26 protein-coding genes are annotated in these 21,269 nt (G+C 33.9%); 1 reads left to right on the forward strand and 25 read right to left on the reverse strand.

Annotation, left to right across the window (positions count from 1 at the left end):
* Positions 1 to 3: 3 nt before the first annotated feature.
* The 24 genes from BWZ20_RS14485 to BWZ20_RS14595 form a co-directional block, all read right to left on the reverse strand.
* Entirely contained in the window at positions 4 to 483 is a 480-nt protein-coding gene (locus BWZ20_RS14485) for a T9SS type A sorting domain-containing protein (protein ID WP_198034955.1), read from the reverse strand.
* Positions 484 to 493: 10 nt separating this feature from the next.
* A complete protein-coding gene (locus BWZ20_RS14490; RefSeq protein WP_076621383.1) occupies positions 494 to 1,312 on the reverse strand; it encodes a helix-turn-helix domain-containing protein in 819 nt (272 codons plus the stop codon).
* A 332-nt stretch (positions 1,313 to 1,644) separates the two neighbouring features.
* Entirely contained in the window at positions 1,645 to 2,949 is a 1,305-nt protein-coding gene (locus BWZ20_RS14495; protein WP_076621000.1) for a cryptochrome/photolyase family protein, read from the reverse strand.
* A 1-nt stretch (position 2,950) separates the two neighbouring features.
* Positions 2,951 to 3,412 carry an SRPBCC family protein gene (locus BWZ20_RS14500; RefSeq protein WP_076621001.1) on the reverse strand — a complete coding sequence of 154 codons (462 nt, stop codon included), beginning with the start codon at positions 3,410 to 3,412 and terminating at the stop codon, positions 2,951 to 2,953.
* A gap of 11 nt (positions 3,413 to 3,423) precedes the next feature.
* Positions 3,424 to 3,888, reverse strand: a complete 465-nt coding sequence (locus BWZ20_RS14505; RefSeq protein ID WP_076621003.1) for a TspO/MBR family protein — start codon at positions 3,886 to 3,888, stop codon at positions 3,424 to 3,426.
* 7 nt (positions 3,889 to 3,895) lie between these two features.
* A complete protein-coding gene (locus BWZ20_RS15340; RefSeq protein WP_157358420.1) occupies positions 3,896 to 4,060 on the reverse strand; it encodes a Lacal_2735 family protein in 165 nt (54 codons plus the stop codon).
* 5 nt (positions 4,061 to 4,065) lie between these two features.
* Positions 4,066 to 4,605, reverse strand: coding sequence for a glutathione peroxidase (locus tag BWZ20_RS14510; RefSeq protein ID WP_076621004.1), 540 nt, complete (start codon positions 4,603 to 4,605; stop codon positions 4,066 to 4,068).
* 3 nt (positions 4,606 to 4,608) lie between these two features.
* Entirely contained in the window at positions 4,609 to 5,292 is a 684-nt protein-coding gene (locus BWZ20_RS14515; RefSeq protein ID WP_076621006.1) for an SDR family NAD(P)-dependent oxidoreductase, read from the reverse strand.
* Positions 5,293 to 5,296: 4 nt separating this feature from the next.
* On the reverse strand, positions 5,297 to 5,524 hold the full coding sequence (locus BWZ20_RS14520; protein ID WP_076621008.1) for a hypothetical protein: 228 nt from the start codon (positions 5,522 to 5,524) through the stop codon (positions 5,297 to 5,299).
* A gap of 3 nt (positions 5,525 to 5,527) precedes the next feature.
* Positions 5,528 to 6,220, reverse strand: a complete 693-nt coding sequence (gene folE, locus BWZ20_RS14525; RefSeq protein WP_076621010.1) for a GTP cyclohydrolase I FolE — start codon at positions 6,218 to 6,220, stop codon at positions 5,528 to 5,530.
* 55 nt (positions 6,221 to 6,275) lie between these two features.
* The gene (locus tag BWZ20_RS14530; RefSeq protein ID WP_076621011.1) at positions 6,276 to 6,548 is read right to left on the reverse strand and encodes a TIGR03643 family protein; all 273 of its coding nucleotides are present in this window, start codon (positions 6,546 to 6,548) and stop codon (positions 6,276 to 6,278) included.
* 2 nt (positions 6,549 to 6,550) lie between these two features.
* Positions 6,551 to 6,934 carry a hypothetical protein gene (locus BWZ20_RS14535; protein ID WP_317041685.1) on the reverse strand — a complete coding sequence of 128 codons (384 nt, stop codon included), beginning with the start codon at positions 6,932 to 6,934 and terminating at the stop codon, positions 6,551 to 6,553.
* A 142-nt stretch (positions 6,935 to 7,076) separates the two neighbouring features.
* Positions 7,077 to 8,567: a cryptochrome/deoxyribodipyrimidine photo-lyase family protein gene (locus BWZ20_RS14540; RefSeq protein WP_076621015.1), complete on the reverse strand. Its 1,491-nt coding sequence runs from the start codon at positions 8,565 to 8,567 to the stop codon at positions 7,077 to 7,079.
* Entirely contained in the window at positions 8,564 to 10,042 is a 1,479-nt protein-coding gene (locus tag BWZ20_RS14545) for a cryptochrome/photolyase family protein (protein WP_076621017.1), read from the reverse strand. The genes BWZ20_RS14540 and BWZ20_RS14545 overlap by 4 nt, the downstream gene beginning before the upstream one ends.
* 166 nt (positions 10,043 to 10,208) lie before the next feature.
* Positions 10,209 to 11,513: a DASH family cryptochrome gene (locus BWZ20_RS14550; RefSeq protein WP_076621018.1), complete on the reverse strand. Its 1,305-nt coding sequence runs from the start codon at positions 11,511 to 11,513 to the stop codon at positions 10,209 to 10,211.
* Positions 11,495 to 11,632, reverse strand: coding sequence for a DUF2256 domain-containing protein (locus BWZ20_RS14555; protein WP_076621020.1), 138 nt, complete (start codon positions 11,630 to 11,632; stop codon positions 11,495 to 11,497). The genes BWZ20_RS14550 and BWZ20_RS14555 overlap by 19 nt, the downstream gene beginning before the upstream one ends.
* On the reverse strand, positions 11,629 to 13,050 hold the full coding sequence (locus BWZ20_RS14560; RefSeq protein WP_076621022.1) for an SDR family oxidoreductase: 1,422 nt from the start codon (positions 13,048 to 13,050) through the stop codon (positions 11,629 to 11,631). Before BWZ20_RS14560 ends, BWZ20_RS14555 begins: the two co-directional genes overlap by 4 nt.
* Entirely contained in the window at positions 13,050 to 13,688 is a 639-nt protein-coding gene (locus BWZ20_RS14565; RefSeq protein WP_076621024.1) for a flavin reductase family protein, read from the reverse strand. Before BWZ20_RS14565 ends, BWZ20_RS14560 begins: the two co-directional genes overlap by 1 nt.
* Before the next feature lies 1 nt (position 13,689).
* Positions 13,690 to 15,000: an ABC1 kinase family protein gene (locus BWZ20_RS14570; RefSeq protein WP_076621026.1), complete on the reverse strand. Its 1,311-nt coding sequence runs from the start codon at positions 14,998 to 15,000 to the stop codon at positions 13,690 to 13,692.
* Positions 15,001 to 15,657 (reverse strand): TetR family transcriptional regulator C-terminal domain-containing protein, encoded by a 657-nt coding sequence (locus tag BWZ20_RS14575; RefSeq protein ID WP_076621028.1) that lies wholly within the window; start codon positions 15,655 to 15,657, stop codon positions 15,001 to 15,003.
* Positions 15,658 to 15,756: 99 nt separating this feature from the next.
* Positions 15,757 to 16,800 carry an ACR3 family arsenite efflux transporter gene (gene arsB / locus BWZ20_RS14580; protein WP_076621030.1) on the reverse strand — a complete coding sequence of 348 codons (1,044 nt, stop codon included), beginning with the start codon at positions 16,798 to 16,800 and terminating at the stop codon, positions 15,757 to 15,759.
* A 6-nt stretch (positions 16,801 to 16,806) separates the two neighbouring features.
* Positions 16,807 to 17,418 (reverse strand): low molecular weight phosphatase family protein, encoded by a 612-nt coding sequence (locus tag BWZ20_RS14585; protein ID WP_410529712.1) that lies wholly within the window; start codon positions 17,416 to 17,418, stop codon positions 16,807 to 16,809.
* 19 nt (positions 17,419 to 17,437) lie between these two features.
* The gene (locus BWZ20_RS14590; protein WP_076621033.1) at positions 17,438 to 17,911 is read right to left on the reverse strand and encodes a DUF6428 family protein; all 474 of its coding nucleotides are present in this window, start codon (positions 17,909 to 17,911) and stop codon (positions 17,438 to 17,440) included.
* A gap of 12 nt (positions 17,912 to 17,923) precedes the next feature.
* Positions 17,924 to 18,256, reverse strand: coding sequence for an ArsR/SmtB family transcription factor (locus BWZ20_RS14595; protein WP_076621035.1), 333 nt, complete (start codon positions 18,254 to 18,256; stop codon positions 17,924 to 17,926).
* A 151-nt stretch (positions 18,257 to 18,407) separates the two neighbouring features.
* On the opposite strand from BWZ20_RS14595, the gene BWZ20_RS14600 reads away from it, so the two are divergent.
* Positions 18,408 to 19,256, forward strand: a complete 849-nt coding sequence (locus BWZ20_RS14600; RefSeq protein WP_076621037.1) for a DUF2911 domain-containing protein — start codon at positions 18,408 to 18,410, stop codon at positions 19,254 to 19,256.
* 64 nt (positions 19,257 to 19,320) lie between these two features.
* Here the strand turns inward: BWZ20_RS14600 and BWZ20_RS14605 are convergent, their stop codons facing one another.
* Positions 19,321 to 21,132: a sodium:solute symporter gene (locus BWZ20_RS14605; protein ID WP_076621039.1), complete on the reverse strand. Its 1,812-nt coding sequence runs from the start codon at positions 21,130 to 21,132 to the stop codon at positions 19,321 to 19,323.
* Positions 21,133 to 21,269: the final 137 nt, after the last annotated feature.

Here is a 21,269-nt window from a genome sequence, read left to right on the forward strand (position 1 = left end):
GGGTTATTGTTTTAAGATTTTGTAAGTTTTAAATTTGTTATTGCTTGTTGCTATGTTTAAAAAGTAGGTAGCACTATTTAATTGTGATAGGTCTATTTGAAAGGACTGGTCATTGGTTTCTCCTACAGTTACAATTTTACCGTTTAGATCTATTAATGTGTAGGAAGTTTTTACACTTAGAACATCTGAGAGCTTAACATTAATTAGGTGCGTTGTAGGGTTAGGAAAAATAGAAATATCAAACTCCGTGTCTACGTCTGAGATACTTAAAATTTCCGAAATATCATAGGACTGCTGAACACCTTCTGTTACAGTATTGTTGCCATCTGTTGCCATTTTATAAAATACCTGGCCTATGGTATAGCTCAGATTTCCATTGGTGTTTACTGCATTATCACCAGCAGTAGCAATAGCAGTTTGTGCACTTGCTATTGCACTAAATGACAATACCGTTAAAGGTATTGTAAGTAAGTTTGTTTTCATAGTATATAGATTAAGATTTATGTTTTTCTTTATGATATTCTCTAGATAAGGCATTGGAAAGTAGTGGATTAAAGTTGTTTTTGTAAGACTTAATACTTTGTCCTAAAAACTTCTTAAAATCTTTTTCAAAATGAGAATTATCATAGTAATTATATTTTACAATAAGATCTTCTAAATGAATTTTTTGTTCTTGAAATTCTCGTATGATGTTATTGAACCTTACCAGACAAATAAACCTGTAAGGTGATGCGCCTACTTCTTTCTTAAACATCCGTTCTATTGTACGCTCACTAAAAGGAAAGCGCTCGCTGAGATCTTTTACAGTAAGACATCCGCGCATGCTGTGTATGTAGTTAACGATTAAGGTGGAATCTAAGCTGGTATTCCATGTTTTGTAGTAGGTGTATAAGTGTTTATCTAAAACTGTTGAGATATCAGCAATAGTATTAGAGTCGTAAAGTTCATAATATAAGCGATCTAAGCAGTCGGTATCTACATAGTCGTTAAGATCAATAAGTTTGTTTCTACAGTTTCTAGCAATAAGGTTTGTTATATTATGAAGGGCATGATTTGGAAGTTCTACAGAAATCCAAACGCTATCTTCGTAAGCTTTTACATTAAAATAATCACCTGTTCCTTTAACAAATATTTTGGGAATAGTTATTGGGTTATTTTTATAATCATAAGCATCAAACTTTCCGTATCTAATCATAATATAACTGTAACCGTAATCATTAATACACTGTAATGGTACATCGTGATTATAGTTGATTCTTATGACGTCTCTAAAAAAAGTATGATTATAGTCTTTTTGTACTATAAATTGCATTAGTGTTATGTTAGGGTTTTCAAATAAACTTAAAAATTCCGACAAAAAGATGTAAAATTCCGACAATATGGATTAATAAGTAGGTTAAGTTTTGTGTTAAAAAAATATACCTACCCTGTAATAATTAACCAAGAGGATAGAGAATATCATTAGAACACATGTTTATTGAGGATGTATTATTGTGAATGATAATATTGTTATAGTTAGCTTACTTAATTAGATATTAGCTTTAATTATTACATAAGATAAAGCTTCCTCATATGACTATTATTACCATTGTAGATAAGCATGTTAACTTCAGACAATAGCTTTTTTTAAATTAAAACAACCCATTAATTTAATGCTTGTTTGTAGGTTTTTAAGCAACGTTCTCTAGCTTCTTTATGGTCTACCATTGGTTCTGGGTAGGAAAACTCTTGATATTCTGGGACCCATTTTTTAATGTACGCATGGTCTTTGTCAAATTTTTTAATCTGAGATGTTGGATTAAAAATTCTAAAGTATGGAGCTGCATCTACGCCAGAACCAGCAACCCATTGCCAATTACCAACATTACTTGCCATTTCGTAATCGTGAAGTTTTTCTGCAAAGTAAGCTTCTCCCCATCGCCAATCTATTAAAAGGTGTTTACATAAAAAACTACCGACCAACATACGAACTCTGTTGTGCATAAAACCTGTTTCGTTAAGTTCTCGCATACCTGCATCGACAAGTGGATATCCGGTCTTTCCTTGACACCATTTATTAAATTCATCATCGTTATTACGCCAGTCAATTCTATCGTATTTGGCTTTAAAGGCTTTGTCTTTTGTATGCGGAAAATGCCATAGTATTTGCATAAAAAATTCGCGCCAAATTAATTCTTGCCAAAAGGTTTCATTTTTTTCGTTAATGGCTTTCTTTATCATTTTTCTGACACTTACTGTACCGAAACGTAAATGAGGACCAAGACGTGAAGTGGCATCTTTTGCAGGGAAATTTCTGGTATCTTCATACTCCTGAATTAAAGTTGGTGTAACCTCATAAGGTGCAATTTCTTGTTTCGATTTCTCAAAACCGATATCAGATAGACTTAAATTAGACAACCTAGTGTGCTCAATGAGGTTGCTTAAAAAAGAGTTTGTGTAATATATTTTTAAATCTAAGGTTTTAAATTTTTCTTTCCACCTACGCATGTAAGGAGTGTATACTACGTAAGGATCTCCATCGTTTTTTACAACCTCATCTTTTTCAAAAATTACTTGATCTTTAAAGGTCTTAAATTCAATATTTTGAGATTCTAAATACGACTGTACAGCTTCATCACGTTCCTTAGCGTAAGGTTCGTAATCATGGTTGGTATAGACCGTATTAATATCAAATTCTTCGGTAAGTTGCTTATAAATGTCTAATGGTTTACCGTGGTATATGGCTATACTGCTGTTATGATCATTCTGAAGCGTAGTTCGCATGTCTTGCAACGTTTCATGAATAAAAGTAACGCGTGCATCATCTTTGGGTAGTTTATCTAAAATTTCAGAGTCGAAAATAAATAATGGTAAAACAGGATATTCTCCCTTTAAAGCTTCATAAAAGCCTACGTTGTCATCTAATCTAAGGTCTCTTCTAAACCAAAATATATTTACTGTTTTGCTCATATTAATATTTTCCGAAAAGCTCTTCTAGCTTTTTAGTTCGGTAATTAAAAATTTCTTCAAGTTTTGGTTTTACTAAAATAGGGTGTACCATTTGGCCTAATATTCCCATAGGAACTTTGTAGTCTACAATGTCTTCCATCTCTACACCACCTTCTATAGGTTTTATAAAATGCTTGTGGTGCCATAATGCGTAAGGACCAAAACGCTGCTCATCTACAAAATACTCTTTATCTTTAACGTGTGTTATTTCTGTAACCCATTTGGTTTTTATACCTAAAACTGGTGTAACAATATACTGAATTATTTGACCAGGAAACATTGGTCTGTCTGCACCAGATAATATATGAAATCCCATATAATCTGGTGTAATTGTTTTTAGATTTTTTGGGCTCGATAAAAATTCCCAAGCTTCGTCAACAGATATAGGGAGATTTTGTTTTGTATGTAATGTGTATATTTTCATTTTAAGATGTACTAATTGTAAAAAACAACATATGCATTTAACGATGTGGCAATGCAAAGCCAGATTAAATATGGTAATAATAGGTATTTAGCGTATTTTAACCTATCGCTTCTAAATGTTATAAAAAAATAGAAAATAATGATAAGTAATGCACTGATAACAAAGAGTCCCAATGCTGTAAAATGTTGATTGAAAAAAACCCAATTCCAACTTACATTAAGTACAACTTGTACACTAAATATCGTCCATAAAAAATTAGATTTTCTATCTTTAAACAGTTCAGCTAAATACCAAGAGAAGCAAAGCATAATTAGCGTCCAAGCTACACCAAATACCCAACCAGGAGGTGTCCAAGGTGCTTTATTTAGGCCTAAGTACCACTCTGATGTTGGGCCATTATCCATGAGCCAACTGCCTAAGGCTAGACCACCAAAATTGATAATTAAAAATAAGATAAAATATGCAATCTTGCTCAAGACGTAACTATTTAAGCGCTTCTAATTTTTCTAAAACTTTTTGAGCCTCTGCATACTTATTATCGCTTGCAGCTCTGTTTGTAGTAGATAACTTATGCCACTCTGCCATAAGCTTTTCGTACTGTTTTTGCAGTTTTTCTTTTTCTGAATTTTTTTTAAATAATCCAAACATAGCGGTTATTTTAGATGTTTTGTAATCCTAGAATTTGTAGGTTTAGTAATGGAGTAGAAGTAATCGATAAACTCACCATGCTCGTCAATCAAATATTTTTGAAAGTTCCATTTTACAGTAGAGTTTTGCTTTCCATTTAGACGTTTTGATGTGAGCCATTTATATAGAGGATGTTGATTGCTTCCTTTTACATCTATTTTTTCTGTAATTAAAAACGTTACACCATAATTAACTTTACAAAACTCTTGGATTTCGTCTGCATTACCTGGCTCTTGCCCACCAAATTGATTGCATGGATTACCTATAACTACCAATTTATCCTTATAAGAATCAGAAAGCTCTTGTAATGCTCTGTACTGTGGAGTAAAACCACATTTTGAAGCCACGTTAACAAAAAGAATTTTCTTCCCCTTAAATTCAGATAGTTTTATCGGTTTTCCTGCTAAGCTATTAATTTCTATATCATATATAGAGGCTGTTGCTTTATGCTTTATCTTATTGTCTGATGTACTTAGCGTACCTACAAATGTTTTTAGTGGATTCATAAATTATAATTTAAAACTAACGATACCACAATCCATTTCAAATATTTGCCCGGATAAAGCAGCAGCTTTGTGAGATAGTAAAAATACTACCATATCTGCAACTTCTTCTGGTTGCAGATATTTTTTTAGCGGATGACGATCAGTCATATTCTCTATCATACGTTCATTACGCAACAGTTTAGAAGCTAAGTCTGTATCTGTAACAGTTGGTGCAATTGCGTTTACTCTAATTGTGGGTGCTAACTCTGCACCGAGGGATTTTGTAAGACCTTCGATTGCAGATTTTGAAGCCGCAACACTTGCATGAAAAGGCATACCAAGTTTTGAAGCTACTGTACTAAACAATACTATTGAAGGTTGTTTGCCATTTTTTAACACAGCCAAGTATTTTTGAATGGTTTTTACGGCACCTAAGACATTTATCTCAAAGTCATTCTTAAAGTCCTCTAGACTTAGTCGGTTAATGGGCTTAAGATTAATGCTTCCTGGGCAATACACTAGGCCATCGGCTTCCGAAATATCTGGTAGCTCATCATTAATAATGTCACATTGATGATGTGTGAGGTTTTCGTGAGATTGCTCGGGTTGGCTTCTACTTATATTAATTACTTTATGTGAAGAAAGCAAAGATGCAACTGTAGCGTTGCCAATGCCTTTGCTTCCACCTACGACAATAATGGTCTTCATATTTTTATGCAGCTGTTAATGGACGCCCTTTTAATCTCTTTTCAATTTTTTGTTTAATCACAGTGATCCGTTTCATTAAATCCATTAATTTGGCGTCCTTTTTCTTTTTATAAATTTCATTAACACCTAAGATGATCTCTTTAGCTTCTCTTGCAGCTAAAATTCTATCGCTTGTTGTCTTAAAGGAAAACTTTCTGTTTTCAAACTCAACGGCTCTTTCTAAAATATCCATAGCTTAATTATTTATGTAATTTTGCAATTCAACAATTTTTTCTGGTTTATTAAATTCTCCGCCATAATATGTTGTTACTGTAGATGAAGTATCATCTTTTACACCTCTAGAAGATACACAAAGGTGCTTTGCATCAATAATTACGGCTACGTCTTCGGTTTCTAAAACTGTTTTTAGTTCATTTGCTATTTGCTGTGTTAAACGTTCTTGTACTTGTGGACGTTTTGCATAATATTGTACTATTCTATTGAGCTTAGATAAACCTATAACCTTACCAGAGGATTTGTAGGCTACGTGTGCCTTTCCGATGATGGGTACAAAGTGATGCTCGCAATTAGAATAAAACGTAATATCTTTTTCTACCAACATTTGTTTATATTGGTACTTGTTGTCAAATAAGGCAACTTTGGGTTTGTTTTTAGGATCTAGACCAGAAAAAATTTCTTCAATGTACATTTTGGCAACACGGTCTGGTGTCCCTTTCAGAGAATCGTCTGTTAAATCTAAACCGAGAACATCCATAATTTCTGAAAAAAGAATTGAGATACGTTGTTTCTTTTCTTCGTCAGACATTTCAAATGCATTGGCTTTCATGGGTGTGTCTATACCTGTAAATAAATGGTCGTCTCCAATATCATCTATAGACAATCCATTGAGCCTGTGGCCGTTTGTGTTAGGAATAATTTTTGTTTTCATAGTATCTTTTTAATGTGCTGTATTTAAGTACTCCAAGCTTAAATCAAAGCACGGGTTATCGTTTTGAAATAGAGTTATTTGATATGGACTTTTGGCGCGAGCATTTAAATCTGCCTTTATCAAAAGTTCTTTTGTACATGTGTTTAGTAGCTCTGCCTTGTACACGTTTTCTCCACATTTTAAAGCTACTTGGTTTCATTTCTTTGCGCATAAGTTCTATAACCTCTTGCTCTTTTAAACCAAATTGAAAGGTAATAGCTTCGAAAGGTGTGCGATCCTCCCACGCCATTTCAATTATGCGATCTATTTGTCTTTCGTTTAATGTCATTCTTATGCTGGCATTGAAAATTGTAAATCGTACTTCACCTTTTCGTCTAATAACTTATCAAAGAATTTTTTATTTTCTCTAAAAGTTTTACTATCTCTAAAATGAATAAAGCGTCCTTGGGCATGGAGGCTAGAACCATTGACTTTGTAAATAACAAGTTGATAGTAAGGAATTACCCATGTAAAATTCTTCAAACCTTTATTTATCATAATTAAAATACCCTTAGGTCGAAGCTCAATATTAGCATAGTTAATATCAGAAACCGTATTCAATATACTCTTCATATTTGGGCTAACTTCATCTATAATCATGCGTTTAGACCCTACACCTTTCATCTTCAATTTCTGTACCAAACCAAAAGCATTGCCAACAAGATCTGCAATCATTTGTTTGTGTTCAGAGTTATAATGTGTGGTATTTAATATCATAACACTGTAAAGATACAAATGTTTAACCTTTTAATGTAATTGTTAAACAAAAATTAACAGAGAATTATGATTGTGTTTTATGACGAATTTATCTGATGTTTTAGTCGTTCTGTAAAAGGCGATTACGATCTTGTAAGGTATGTCGTTTTAAGATACGAAAACTTTCTTTTACAACTTCTGCATCTTTTTTCATATTCCATAGAATATCACTAGCACGCTTTCTATTTTCTTTAATATCTACGATAGGTTCAGGATAGTCTTCACCAAGTTTAAAATTATAAAGGCCTTGTTCTAATTCTGTCATTAAATAGGGCTCGTGAATAAAAGGCACGTCTAAGTGAGCCAGCTCAGGCACCCATTTTTTTATAAACTCAGCATTAGGATCGTGTTTATGTCCGTTTAAAGTAGGGTTGTAAATTCTTAGATTGTTTATTCCTGTTTCTCCGGCTTGCATTTGTAATTGCGGAAAGTGTATGCCAGGCTCAAAATCTAGGAACTGCTGTGATAGGTGTTCTGATGCGTTTTGCCAAGGTTGCCACAAGATGTGTGTAAAGAAAGACACTAACATGGCGCGCATTCTAAAGTTTACATAACCTGTCTCTATAAGGCAACGCATGCTTGCATCTACAAGCGGAAATCCTGTTTGGCCCTCTTTCCAAGCTTGTTGGTATTTTAACGATATACTCTTTTTTAGTTTGTGGTATCCTTTATTAACGCTCTCGTTCTCCATAGTATGTTCCATTTCAAACTTTTGAATAAAATGGGCCTGCCAGCGAAGGCGTGATAAAAATGCGCCAATATGCCGTTTATTGTCACTTTGTTCTTTAATTTTCTGAGCTTTTTGAAAAATCTGTCGTATAGAAACATTTCCCCATGCAATATAAGGTGAAAGTCTACTGCAACTTGTGCGTGATGCTTCTGGTTTTGATATGTTGAACATATAGTCTTTATGACGATTCTCAAAAAATGAAGAAGCATATTTCCAAGCGCTAGAACTTCCACCTTTTTGAAATTTAGTATTTTCAGGAGTGTTTAAATTAGTAACGGTAAGTACGCTTTCTAAGAGTGAAATATCTTGAAGAGATAATAATTGCTTATGGTTTGGTTTAAATTCTTTTAGCGGCTCTTTCATGTAATCTTCCCAATCTTCTAACCAGTTTTCTCTATTTAAAAGACCGCGTTCTACACCATTATTCTTGCTTTCGTTCCATCTAATAAAGTTATTTCTGCAATAACGTAAAAATTCTTTGTCTCTATTGTAAGTTATTAAGATACCAGTTTCGATATGAGAGTAAATAGCATCTATTTTATAGAATTCTTGAATGAGGTTAAACGCAGTTTGAATATCGCTAGTAACACTAAGTACTTTAGAGTCTAAAGGTTTTAACTGCGCGTTAAGATCTCTAAGAGATTCTTTTATAAAATTGAAATGACGCTCACTGTAGTGATTGTCGTTTATTAAGATATGCTCAAACACATAGAGTAAAAGTGTTGGTTTTCCTGTAACAAGCGCATTACTTAGTGCTTCATTATCCTGAAGTCGTAAATCGCGCTTAAGCCATACAACATTAATATGTGGTTTGTTTGTCATTTTAGAGCTTTGAGAAATTTTTCTGCGTTATTAAAATGGTTGTCTAAAGTGTCTTTTTTCATGCGATCTAGGTTACCCAAGAGCATACCTAATCTAGGATTGCTCTCAAAAAACTCACGATGTTTATCCATAAAAGTCCAAAACAAGCCATCCCAAGTCTCTTGCCATTTGCCTTTACTGTAGTTGCTCATTTTCATTATGTAGTTGCTGCTGCTTATGTATGGTTTTGTAGACATTAAACCACCATCGGCAAACAGACTCATGCCATACACATTTGGTACCATTACCCAATCGTAGGCATCTATAAATAATTCCATAAACCATTGGTAGACTTCATCTGGATCGAACTCGCAAAGCACCATAAAATTGCCAAGAATCATTAGACGTTCTATATGGTGAGCATAACCCGTTTTTAATACTTTTTTTATAACATCGTCTACGGGTTTTATACCAGTAGAACCATCGTAAAATGATGAAGGAATTTTTCGATCAAAATTCCAGAAGTTTTTGGTGCGTTCTTCTGTGCCTTTTACTTCGTAAACACCTCTTATAAATTCGCGCCAACCTAAAATTTGCCTTACAAAACCTTCTGTTGAATTGATTGGCACATCATTGTCTTTGGCATAAGTAATGGCTTTCTCAATAACGTTTGAAGGATTTAGCAAACCAACATTAATCAAAGGCGAAAGTAAACTATGATTTAAAAAATGCTCTTCCTTTACAATGGCATCTTCATAAACGCCAAATTCATGAAAGCGGTACTCAAAGAACTGTTGCAACCATGCTTCAGAGGATTCAAAATCTATAGGATAATTGATGAAGTCATTTAGTTCACCATAATGATTATTAAAATGTTTTTCTGTGTACTTTATAGCCTCCTCGTAGTATTCAGACCGTTCGGGAAATTGAATATTTGGTGGTGTTTTGTCTTTTGGGTATTTCTTTCTGTTTTCAGAATCGTAAGTCCATTTACCACCTTCAGGTTCTTTGGAAACCATTAAAATGTCTCGTTTTTTTCGTTGTTCTTTATAAAATGAAGTTTGAAAAAATTTCTTTTTTGAAGGTTTAAAAAATGAGCTGAGATCTTTTTTTGTATTGATAAACAGAGGACTTTCGTACCATTTAATTGTAATGTCTTTTGCAGTTGATTTAATGCGCTTTTCTAACCAATTGTCTGTTGGGTCAATGACATGAAGCGTTTTTGCACCATTGTCAATCAGTTTGGGTATCAATGTTCTAATGTCGCTATCGTCTGAAGTTGCTTCAATATAATGAACAGTTTTACCTTTAGACTCTAAAAAATCAGCATACGCTTTCATAGACGCTCTATGGAACGCTATTTTTTGTTTATGAAATTTATACTGCTTAAAAAAAAGATATTCTTCAATGAGGTAAATAGCGGCATCAATTTCTAGGATTGGAGAATCCTGAAATAATTGATGTGGAAATAGTAATATGTTGTCGTTCTTTTTCATGTTTACTTCCTGCGAAAGCAGGAATCTTATTTTGGTCTTACTATGTCTTTAGTTTTTTCGACCAACAAGATTTTTAAAACTTGAAGGTCGGCTAATTCTCATGTTACCAGCTTTGACTGTTAGATATACTTTTAGCCAAGAGATTCCTGCCTTCGCAGGAATGGTATTAAAACAAACTCGGTTGTAACCATAAATTTCTAAATTTTCCGTTGCTATCGTAACGCTCGGCTTGCAATTGCACATTGAATTTACGATCACGAGGATCGTTACCAACTCCTGCTACATACATCCAATTACCATAGTTGCTATGCACATCATAATCGAGTAGGAGCGATTCAAAATACGCAGCACCTATACGCCAATCTAACTCTAACTCTTTGGCAAAATAGGATGCTACGTTTTGGCGACCTCTATTGCTCATCCATCCGGTTTCTTTAAGTTCTATCATATTGGCATTTACAAAATCAGATGCTGTTTCGCCATCAATCCACCGTTGTATTTGCGTTTGATTTGTAGCCCAGTTATAGTCTTTTTTTAGAATGCCTTCGAGTTTAAAAATCTGGTTGCCGTGCTTTAGTGAAATGTATTTGAAATAGTCGCGCCAAATCAATTCAAAAATTAACCAGTAGGTCGATTGATTTTTATAATGTTCTTTTTCAAACTGCCTAACTTTCCAATAGATGGTTTTGGCAGAAATACTACCATTTGCCAACCAAGGAGAGAATTTTGAACTATAATCCTTGCCCACCAAACCATTTCTGGTTTTCTTATAAAAACCTAATTTTTTTGTGTTGAAAAAATAGTCTTCCAGTCGGTTTTGAGCAGCAGTTTCACCTCCCTTAAAAGGAAATGCTGAGTGTGCATGCGTTTCAAAATTATTAAAACCTAAGTCTGTAAGTGATGGGATGTTTGTGCTATTTTCAATGTGATTACTTTCTGGTAGTTTAAGTGTTTCAACCTCAGGTCTTATACTGACATATTTTTCTAATTTTTTTCTGAAAACTGTAAAGACTTGTGGTGTTTTAGAAATCTCAAAATTGATATCTTCAGGATTAAACAAAAATTGATTGTAAATATGATGCCAAGTCACATTGTAAATTTTTGCTTTAACTGCGTTTTCAGTGTCAATTTCTTCTTGCGTCCATTCTTTTTGAAGGTAAATTTCCTCGACATTTAGTGTATTACAAAGCCGTGGAATTATTACTTCAGGATGCTCATAATAAACTAGCAATTCTATGTTGAGTTGACTAAGTTTCTCCTTTAAGTCTTTAATGGTTTCAATTAAAAATTGTGCTCTAAATTTTTCTGTTTTTCTAAAACCAAAAGCATCAATTTGAAACTGCTTAGGATCGAAACAATACACACCAAAAACAGTATTACCATTTTTAGTGGCTTCACTTAAAACAGCATTGTCAATGGTTCTCAGGTCATTTCTAAACCAAATCAGATTTTTTATGTCTTTCTTCTGCATTTTTCGCTACAATATTTTACGTTGTCCCAATTCTTTGCCCATTTTTTGCGCCAAGTAAAAGGTCGCTCACAAACTGGGCATATCTTTGTGGGCAGATGTTGTTTTTTTACACCTCTCATTCGGGTTTTATTAAGGCATTAATCATGCCTTTAAACACAAAGGCATGAAATGGTAAAACCATATACCAATATAATCTTCCCCAAAGTCCCTTTGGCCTAAATACGGCACGTTGGTAGAGTTTGTTTTTTACAATTTTAAATTCAAGCCAAGCTTCACCAGGTAAGCGCATTTCTGCAAATAGGAGTAGTCGCTTTTCTCCTCTGTCTGCAAAGAGCACGCGCCAAAAATCTAAAGGATCTCCAGCTTCAAGATAAGTGTCATGAGTACGTCCTCTTCTAAGACCAACACCACCAAAAAGTTTATCTACATAACCTCTAATTTTCCAGAGACTATTAAAACTGTACCAGCCATTACGTCCTCCAATACTCCAGATTTTATTTAAAGTATAATCTTCATTTTCTATGGTTCTAGAGCGTATATCTTTAAAACAGCCATACTGCGGTAATTCTATATGTTTAGATAGTTGATCTTTAAATCGTCCGCTGCTAACGGCGTCTTTCCAACTAGAGATTACACTATTTTGCTCTATTCTTTGAAATGCGAGATTAACAGCTTCTTTATACGATAATGGCTCAATATCTATATGCTTGTTAATATCGCTAGGCTTGCCGATGACTTCTACTTTCATACTATCGACTAAGGCTTGGGCCAATTGAAATGATGTTGAAGTGACAAAATAGAGCCAATAAGATGACAGTTTTGGACTTAAAACAGGTAATGTGTATATATACCGTTTTAAACCACGCACTTCTGCAAATTGTAAAAGCATTTCCTTGTAGGTTAACACTTCAGGTCCAAAAATGTCATAGGACTTATTGTAAAGTGCTTCTTTACCTAGGGCTTGAGATAAGTAGGTGAGTACATCTCTAATACCAAGCGGTTGGGTTTTTGTATTCAACCATTTTGGTGTAATCATAACCGGTAGTTTCTCTACGATATCTCTTATAATTTCGAAGGAAGCACTACCACTACCTACAATAATTCCTGCTCTAAATGTTGTTAAGGCATAGCTGTTAGATTTTAAGGTTTCTTCAACTTGTAAGCGAGATTTTAGATGTTTAGAAAGTGAATCGTCGTTAACAATACCGCTGAGATAGATGACTTGCTTACATTCAGTAGCTTCAATAAGATTTTTAAAATTGTGAGCGCACTGACGTTCTAAATCCTCAAAATCGTCAGCATTTGTAGCCATGGAATGTATGAGGTAGTAAGCCGCATCTATGGTTTTTGGAATTTTATTTGGTTCTGGACTTAGAAAATCCATTTTTATAAAAGAACACCTTGGATGTTCCTCAATTTCGTCTGGAATACGATTTAGATCACGAACACAACACACCAATTCATGACCTTCCTCAAGAAGTTGAAGTGCTAATCTTTTGGCAATGTAGCCTGTTGTTCCTGTAATTAGTATTTGCATTAGTCATTGGGTATTGCAAATTCTGGTTTAGGTCTTTGGTAATCTAATCGTTTTTTTAAATCTGGTATAGCATATCCGTCTAGACCATTTATGGTTGCTACTTTACCTTTTGATAGATTGATGAAACCATCTTTTTCTAATAGACTGTCTGGCACATGTAGCTTTTCAATTTTACCTATTAATAAAATGGTATTATTGGCTTGTATAGAGTATTCTTCTACATAGCTCATTGCTATTTGTATAGGACAACCTTTAACAAAAGGTGCAAAGAAATTGTCTTTATATTCTTCTTCTAATTTAGTGGTGTCAAATTCTGAAATTTGAGCATCGTATTTTGCTGAAGTATGATGTGCGTCTTCTAAAATGTCTTCATAAATATGATTAATGGTGAATTTTCCTGTAGATTTTATGTTCTCGTAAGTATTGCGAATAACAGTTGTAGGTCTAAGAAAAAAACCTAACAAAGCAGGGTTTGAGCCCAAATGCGTAATAGAACTAAAAACCGCAACATTAGTAACGTCTAAATTGTCTTTAGTACCAATTAAATTCGCAGATTTGTAACCACTACAACTATTAATAAGGTTGATGCGGTACAAATGATGCATGTTGTCTATGTCTTGGGTACTAAAGGTCGCCATATTACAGATTTATAAAATTGTTAATTTTAATGTTTTTAGCCTTAAGGTCGAACATTAAATTATACAACCCAAAAAATGTGCGATTGATATAAATGAAATGTTTAGACCCACGATTGCCATTCATGTTTCTTAACTCTGTACTTTTAGAATATTTCTGCCCCATTTCTGTAATTCTTCCGAAGAAATTGGCATCTGAAAAATCGAACTCCTCCGAATGAAAAGGCTGCGTGAATAAGCTTAACAGCTCATGAAACATATCCGTAAAGAAGATAATTTCTTCCTCAGAATCATCAGGTCTAAGAATTTCTAATTCGTAGAGTTTTTCTTTAAATTTTGTTGGGTTATTGATGGTATCTTTTTCTGCAAGTTCAAAGTAAGGCTTGTAAAATTCCTCAGGTATAGTTTTCATACAGCCAAAATCTAAGGCAATGAGTTTTCCGTCTTTAGAAATTAAAAAATTACCAGGATGCGGATCGGCATGTACTTTTTTAAGATTGTGAATTTGAAACATGTAGAAATCCCATAGAGCTTGGCCTAATTGAGATGCTAAGTTTTGGTTTGTATTATGACTGGCGAATTCAGAAAGATGCTCACCTTCCATATAATCCATAGTTATAATGCGCTCAGAAGATAAATCTTCGTAATATTCTGGGAACTTTAAATTCGGCACATGTTTACAAGCGTCTACAACAGCTTTACTCTGGGCAATTTCTAATTTGTAATTGGTCTCTTCTGTGAGTTTATCTTCAACTTCTTTGAAATACTTATCCGAGTCTTTTCCTTTTATGTTAAACATCTTAATAGCTACTGGTTTTACCAATGCTAAATCTGATGCGATACTTTCTGCAACTCCAGGATATTGGATTTTCACAGCAAATTTTTTCCCATTCTTTTCTGCAATATGGACTTGACCAATACTGGCAGCGTTTACTGAAGTTGCATTGAAAGTATCAAATAATTCGTCGGGATGTTTCCCAAAATATTTTTTAAATGTTCTTATGACCAATGGTGGTGATAAAGGTGGTACCGAAAACTGTGATAACGAAAATTTTTCGACATATGCTTGTGGCAAAATGCTTTTTTCCATACTTAGCATTTGCGCTACTTTTAGTGCACTGCCTTTAAGTTTTTTTAAGCTATCGTAGATATCTTCGGCATTACTTTGATTGAGACGTTCTTTGGCTTCTTCTTTAGAATTTACCATTTTGTCTCCATAGTATTTTAGGTAATTAACACCAACTTTGGCACCTGTGGTCACCAGTTTAGATGCGCGAGATATTTTTGATATTGGTATGCTATCTATGGTCTTCATTTAATTACTATGTATTTTTTCTTTGTAAATAAACTTACCAAAGTCAATTAAACTTTTTAGCGGAGTAGTGTCAATGAGGTCAAAGCTTGCTCTAACCGATTTTTCAATAAATACATCTGTTTTTTCAAACGAAGTAGAAGTGTCATCTAACCAAAACTTCATGGTGAGTAGCAATTGTAACCATGCAGATTCTTTTAAACTACGTTGCTGAAGTTTTGTCAATTGCTCTTGCTTTAAATCAATCGTCTTTATATCAAGCAATTCAATATAGTGCATAAATTGTTGCTTTAATGGTGCTAAAGTACGTAGTGTTTTGAGAGAATTTTTTTTATCACCAAGAGCATAGGCTACATAGCTTCTGTTTGCTGTTAGGATTTCAAAAAAAGTGAAATAAAAACTTAAAAGCTTATTGCGTTCGTCAAAGGAAGCATAATCGTCACTTTTCTCTAAAACCGTAATCGCATTATCAAAAAACAATTTGAAGATAGACTGTTCTAAAACCTCAAATGAAGAAAAGAATTGATAGAATTGTTGTTCTTCAAAATTATTATCTTTTGCAAACACATATACCGATTTAGGCTGTTGGTTGTGCGTAAGAACATAATCCATGTAAAAAGAAATGAGGTCTGCTTGCTTTATATTTTTTTTCTTTGCCATTGTAGTTAATTTACAATGTAAAGATACAAAATGTTTAATGATTTAAATTAAAAGTTAAACAAAATTTAACACCAAGTTTTAAGCAAGCAGCACCTAAAACTAAACGTTTTGTGTTCTGTAGTATTTTTTCCTTAACCAAAACGCGACTCTAACTAATAGAATTAGTGCAGGTACTTCTACTAAAGGCCCAATAACTCCAGTAAAGGCTTGGCCTGAGTTGAGGCCAAATACAGCAATGGCAACAGCTATGGCTAGTTCAAAATTATTACCAGCAGCAGTAAATGCAATGGCAGTATTTTTATCGTATGGTGCACCCATAGCTTTACTAGTAAAAAAGCCAATAAGAAACATTAACGTAAAGTATACTATTAAAGGTATTGCAATGATTAAAACATCACCAGGAATCTCAACAATCAGTTCTCCTTTTAATGAAAACATTACAATAATTGTAAATAACAATGCAATGAGTGTTAATGGTGAAATTGTTGGAATAAACTTTTGGGTATACCATGTTTCGCCTTTTAGTTTTACTAAAACAACACGCGATAGTATGCCAAGTACAAAAGGAATACCTAAATAAATAGCAACGCTCTCTGCAATGGTTGCAATAGATATATCTACAATGGCTCCTTTAAACCCAAAATATGGTGGAAGCACTGTGATAAATACATACGCATAAAAACTGTAAGCAAACACCTGAAAAATACTATTTAGAGCTACTAAGCCAGCACCATACTCACTGCTACCTTCTGCTAAATCGTTCCATACTAATACCATAGCTATACATCTCGCGAGACCAATAAGAATGAGACCTACCATATATTCTGGATAATCTTGTAAGAAGATTATTGCCAAAAAGAACATTAAAACAGGGCCTATAACCCAGTTTAAGATTAAGGAAATGGACAATATTTTTACATCTTTAAAAACCTTAGGCAACAAACTATAATTAACTTTTGCCAATGGTGGGTACATCATTAAAATAAGTCCGACAGCAATAGGAATGTTTGTAGAGCCACTACTGTAAGTGTTAATAACCTCAGGAAATTTTGGAAATATATAACCTATACCAACACCCAAAATCATAGCTAAGAATATCCATAAGGTAAGGTAGCTATCTAAAAAACTTAATTTCTTTTTCATGATTTATTATTTCTTAATTTGAGAAAAAACATACTTCATTTCAGTTGCAATTTGAGTACTACGCTCTTCATATTTCTCTGCTTGTTGTGGAGTTCCATCAGCTACTTTTGGATCTTCGTAAGTAATAGGAATACGCTTTTCTGCACCAGCTATAAAAGGACAACCTTGATCTGCAGAAGAGCAGGTCATTATGGCTGCAAAACCACTTTGAGGATTAAATTGCGACGCAATGGTTTTTGAAAACCCAATGATAGGATGCGTGTTTTCAGCATATTTTAAACTGTAAACGGGATTATTTCCTTCAGAAAGTTTATCCACTTTAAAACCTGAGTTAGCTAGTGTCTCTGCAGCTACCCGAAATAATGATGTAGCTTCTGTACCTGCAGAATAGCAAAACAGATTATTAATGCCATAGTACTTACCCAAGACTTGTGCCCAAGCTTGAGATAAATGACTTCTTCTAGAATTGTGCGTACAAATAAAATTGAGGTTTACAGTGGTTTTGGCATCAACTTTAGATTGAATAAAATCTATTAAAGGTTGAAGTGTTTTTTTTCGTTCTTCAGGGATTGAAGCTGTATCAAAACTTTTAATATTCTCTTTTAATGTTGAATACATCATGATTCAGATTTTGAATTTAACAACAGTTACCATCAGGTGAACAACATATTTCATCATCAGTTAAACTGGAAAGTTGACGTTTTGGTTTAGCTTCAGGAATACCACATTTGTCCTTTGCAAGACAATCAGTTTGCTTTGTGGTTAGTAAAAAAATATTACCATCGAATTCTAATCCAAATTTACCAATTGTTTCTCCTTGGTATTCAACTTCAATAGGTAGGTTTTTATTGATGTTTAATTTTTCTACAGAAAGGTTAATGATATTCAATAATTTTTCAGGATGTAGCCTATGGTCGTAGTCATCGGCATTCCATAATTGAAAATTAATAACTTCTTCGTTTCTAATCGTTCCACCACAATCGATAAATAGTTTGTTTATTTTTCCTACTTCCGTAACATGAAAATGCGAAGGAACTAAATCACCATTAGGCAATTGAAAAGCAATCTTATCTAGATTACTTAAAGTAGATGTAATCTCTTTTAATGTCATAATATTTAAATTTTAGCAGCAGTCGTTGCTGTTGTTATTGTTTTGTTCTATAAAATTTGAAATTATAGATGTCATGTTATTCCAGTTTTGTTCATCTAGGCAATAACAGACGCTAGTACCTTCAATGTTACCTTTAATAAGACCAATGTTTTTTAATTCTCTAAGATGCTGAGAAATGGTGGCCTGCGCTAGGCCAATTTCATCAACCAAATCACCACAAATACAGGTGTTTGTTTTAAAGATTTGCTGTAAAATAGCTACTCTTGCAGGATGTGCAAAGGCCTTAGCGAGTGTTGCAATTTGGTTTTGAGTATCTGTAAATATTTCAGATTTTGTTAAGCCCATAATTTATTTAATTATTATATTGCAATATTACGATAAAAGGATAAGTGAAACGTAAATTCAACGTTAATTTTACAGTTTTAGGTATTCATTAACATTACCAAGTAGTCTTTAGTTGTAATTTTAACATAATTTTAAAACAACACTTATCAACATGAAAAAACTAGTACTATTTGTATTTGCATTGGCTCTAATGTTTACAGCAAATGCACAATTAGAAACACCGCAGCCTAGCCCTCTTACAACAATTGAGCAAAAGGTTGGGTTAACAGACGTAACCCTAGAGTACTCTCGCCCGAGTATGAAAGGAAGAAAAATATTTGGCGATTTAGTGCCTTACGGTAAATTGTGGCGTGCAGGTGCCAACAAGAACACGATAATAACATTTAGCGATAATGTTTCTATAGATGGTAATGAACTCAAAGCCGGTTCTTATGCTATATTTATTTCTCCTAATAAAGAATCTTGGGATGTTGTGTTCTACACAGACACAAATAATTGGGGAACGCCAGCTAAATGGGATGACTCTAAAGTTGCAGCTAAGGTTTCTGCAAAGGTTTATAAAATGCCAATGGATGTAGAAACATGGACCATTGGTTTGGATGATTTAACAAACGATTCGGCTAATATTGGTTTTATTTGGGAAAAAACGTATGCAGCCGTTACATTTAAAGTTCCAACTGAAGAAAAAGTGGCAACTTCCATTAAAAATGTAATGTCTGGTCCTACTGAGAATGACTATTATTCTGCAGCGTCATATTACTTATCTGAGAATAAAGACCTAGACTTAGCAATGAAATGGATTGATAAAGCTGTTGAAATGACTAAAGATGAGCCGCGTTTTTGGTACTTAAGAAAGCAGTCTTTAATCCACGCTGCAAATGGTGACAAAAAAGGCGCTATAGCTGCTGCGAAAAAATCCTTAGAAGGTGCTAAGAAAGCAAAAAATGCCGATTACATTAAAATGAATGAAGATTCTCTAAAAGAATGGGGAGCGATGTAATTAAAGTTACAGACTTATAAATAAAAAAAGCGCACTTATTAAGAATGCGCTTTTTTTTATATTCTTAGATTTGCTCTGTCTTCTTAATTAAGTGTTGATGTAGATTAGCAATTATTATGACAACGACACATCCAAAAAGGTTTAGCCATAAATAAGGCATCCAATCAAAAGCCCAACCGATTATTACGATGACTTGAGTAATTAGTGCTGCGTTAAATACTGCGCCACCTTTAATGTGTTTAAAGAAAAACGCAAGTAAAAAAATACCAAGAACATTACCATAAAATATAGAGCCTATAATATTTACTAATTGAATTAGATTTTCTGCCAAATCCGCAAAGCAGGCAATAATTATAGCAACAATTCCCCAGCCTAATGTAAACCATTTGGTCACGGTTACCATGTGCGTTTCTCCTTTGTCTTCCTTAAGATTTCTACCATATAAATCGATAGACGTAATCGTGGCCAAAGCGTTAATTTCTGAAGCTGTGGAAGACATGGCGGCAGAAAGAATAACAGCTAATAGCAAGCCAATTAGACCAGTTGGTAAATGATTAAGGATAAACCTAATGAACATGTAATCTCGGTCGTTGGTTTGCGTGTCTTTTGCAGCATCTCTGTAGAGTGCTTCTAGTTCGGCAGACTTAATTTTATAAACTTCACTTTTAGGGTCAGATTTTAAATCATAAACGGTCTTTTCGAGCGCTATGTAATTTGCTCTGTATTCAGGGTCTATAGCGTTTTTAATTAAAAATTTAGACTCTAGGCGGTATATTTTTTCAATACTATCTATTTGAAAAAGTTGTTGTTTTAACTCAGGGTTTTCGTTCTTTGCATAAGCTAAACTAAGGCGTTGCTTCATGTCAAATAATTCTGCCTGTTTATCTTGAAGTGCTCTATATTCATTTCCGTATTCTGAAGCTAAAACGGTTTCAGTAGATTTATCAATAAAGTTTAATGGTGAAGGGTTAAACTGATAAAATACAAATACCATAACACCAACCAGAAGAATAAAGAATTGCATAGGTACTTTTAGTAGTCCGTTAAAGAGTAAGCCCATTTGCATTTCTTTCATGCTTTTACCAGAAAGGTAGCGTTGCACCTGGCTTTGGTCAGTTCCGAAATACGACAACATTAAGAAAGTACCACCAATGAGTCCTGTCCAAATGGTATAACGATTTTCTAAATCGAAAGAAAAATCTAGTACTTGCATCTTTCCTGTAGCACCAGCAATATCTATAGCATCTATAAAAGAAACTTCTTTAGGTATAAGTTTAATAATAATTACCAGTGCAGCTACCATACCAGCAAAAATGACAAACATCTGCTGTTTTTGGGTTACTGTTACTGCTTTTGTTCCGCCAGAAACGGTATAAATAATAACTAAAACACCAATGATGATGTTAAGGGTAACGATATTCCAACCTAAAACAACAGAAAGAATAATGGCTGGCGCAAATATGGTAATACCAGCGGCTAACCCACGCTGAATTAAGAATAAAATAGCGGTAAGTGTTCTGGTTTTTAGATCGAAACGATTTTCGAGAAATTCGTAAGCCGTATACACTTTAAGCCGATGATAAATAGGGATAAATACTAGGCAGATAATCACCATAGCAATCGGCAAGCCAAAATAGAATTGTACAAATCCCATACCGTCCGAAAATGCCTGACCTGTGGTAGAAAGAAAGGTAATAGCACTGGCTTGTGTTGCCATTACAGACAAACCGATTGTCCACCATTTTGTAGTATTACCACCTCTTACATAATCCTGAACATTTTTGCTACCTCGCGTTTTCCATGTGCCATAACCTACAATGATGGCCAAAGTGGTAATTAAAACCGTCCAATCTATCCAGTCTAAAGTCTGTTGCATAGGCTTAAGCGAATGAAGCAGTTATAAAATAAAATAATACAATATAAAGTGCATTAGCTATAAGTACAATGGTGTACATTTTATTCCATTTTTGCTTTGGTTGTGGTTGGTTTTGCATATTAATCAATTATCATTTT

Origin of the sequence: Winogradskyella sp. J14-2, assembly GCF_001971725.1 — a bacterium.
Taxonomy (GTDB): domain Bacteria; phylum Bacteroidota; class Bacteroidia; order Flavobacteriales; family Flavobacteriaceae; genus Winogradskyella.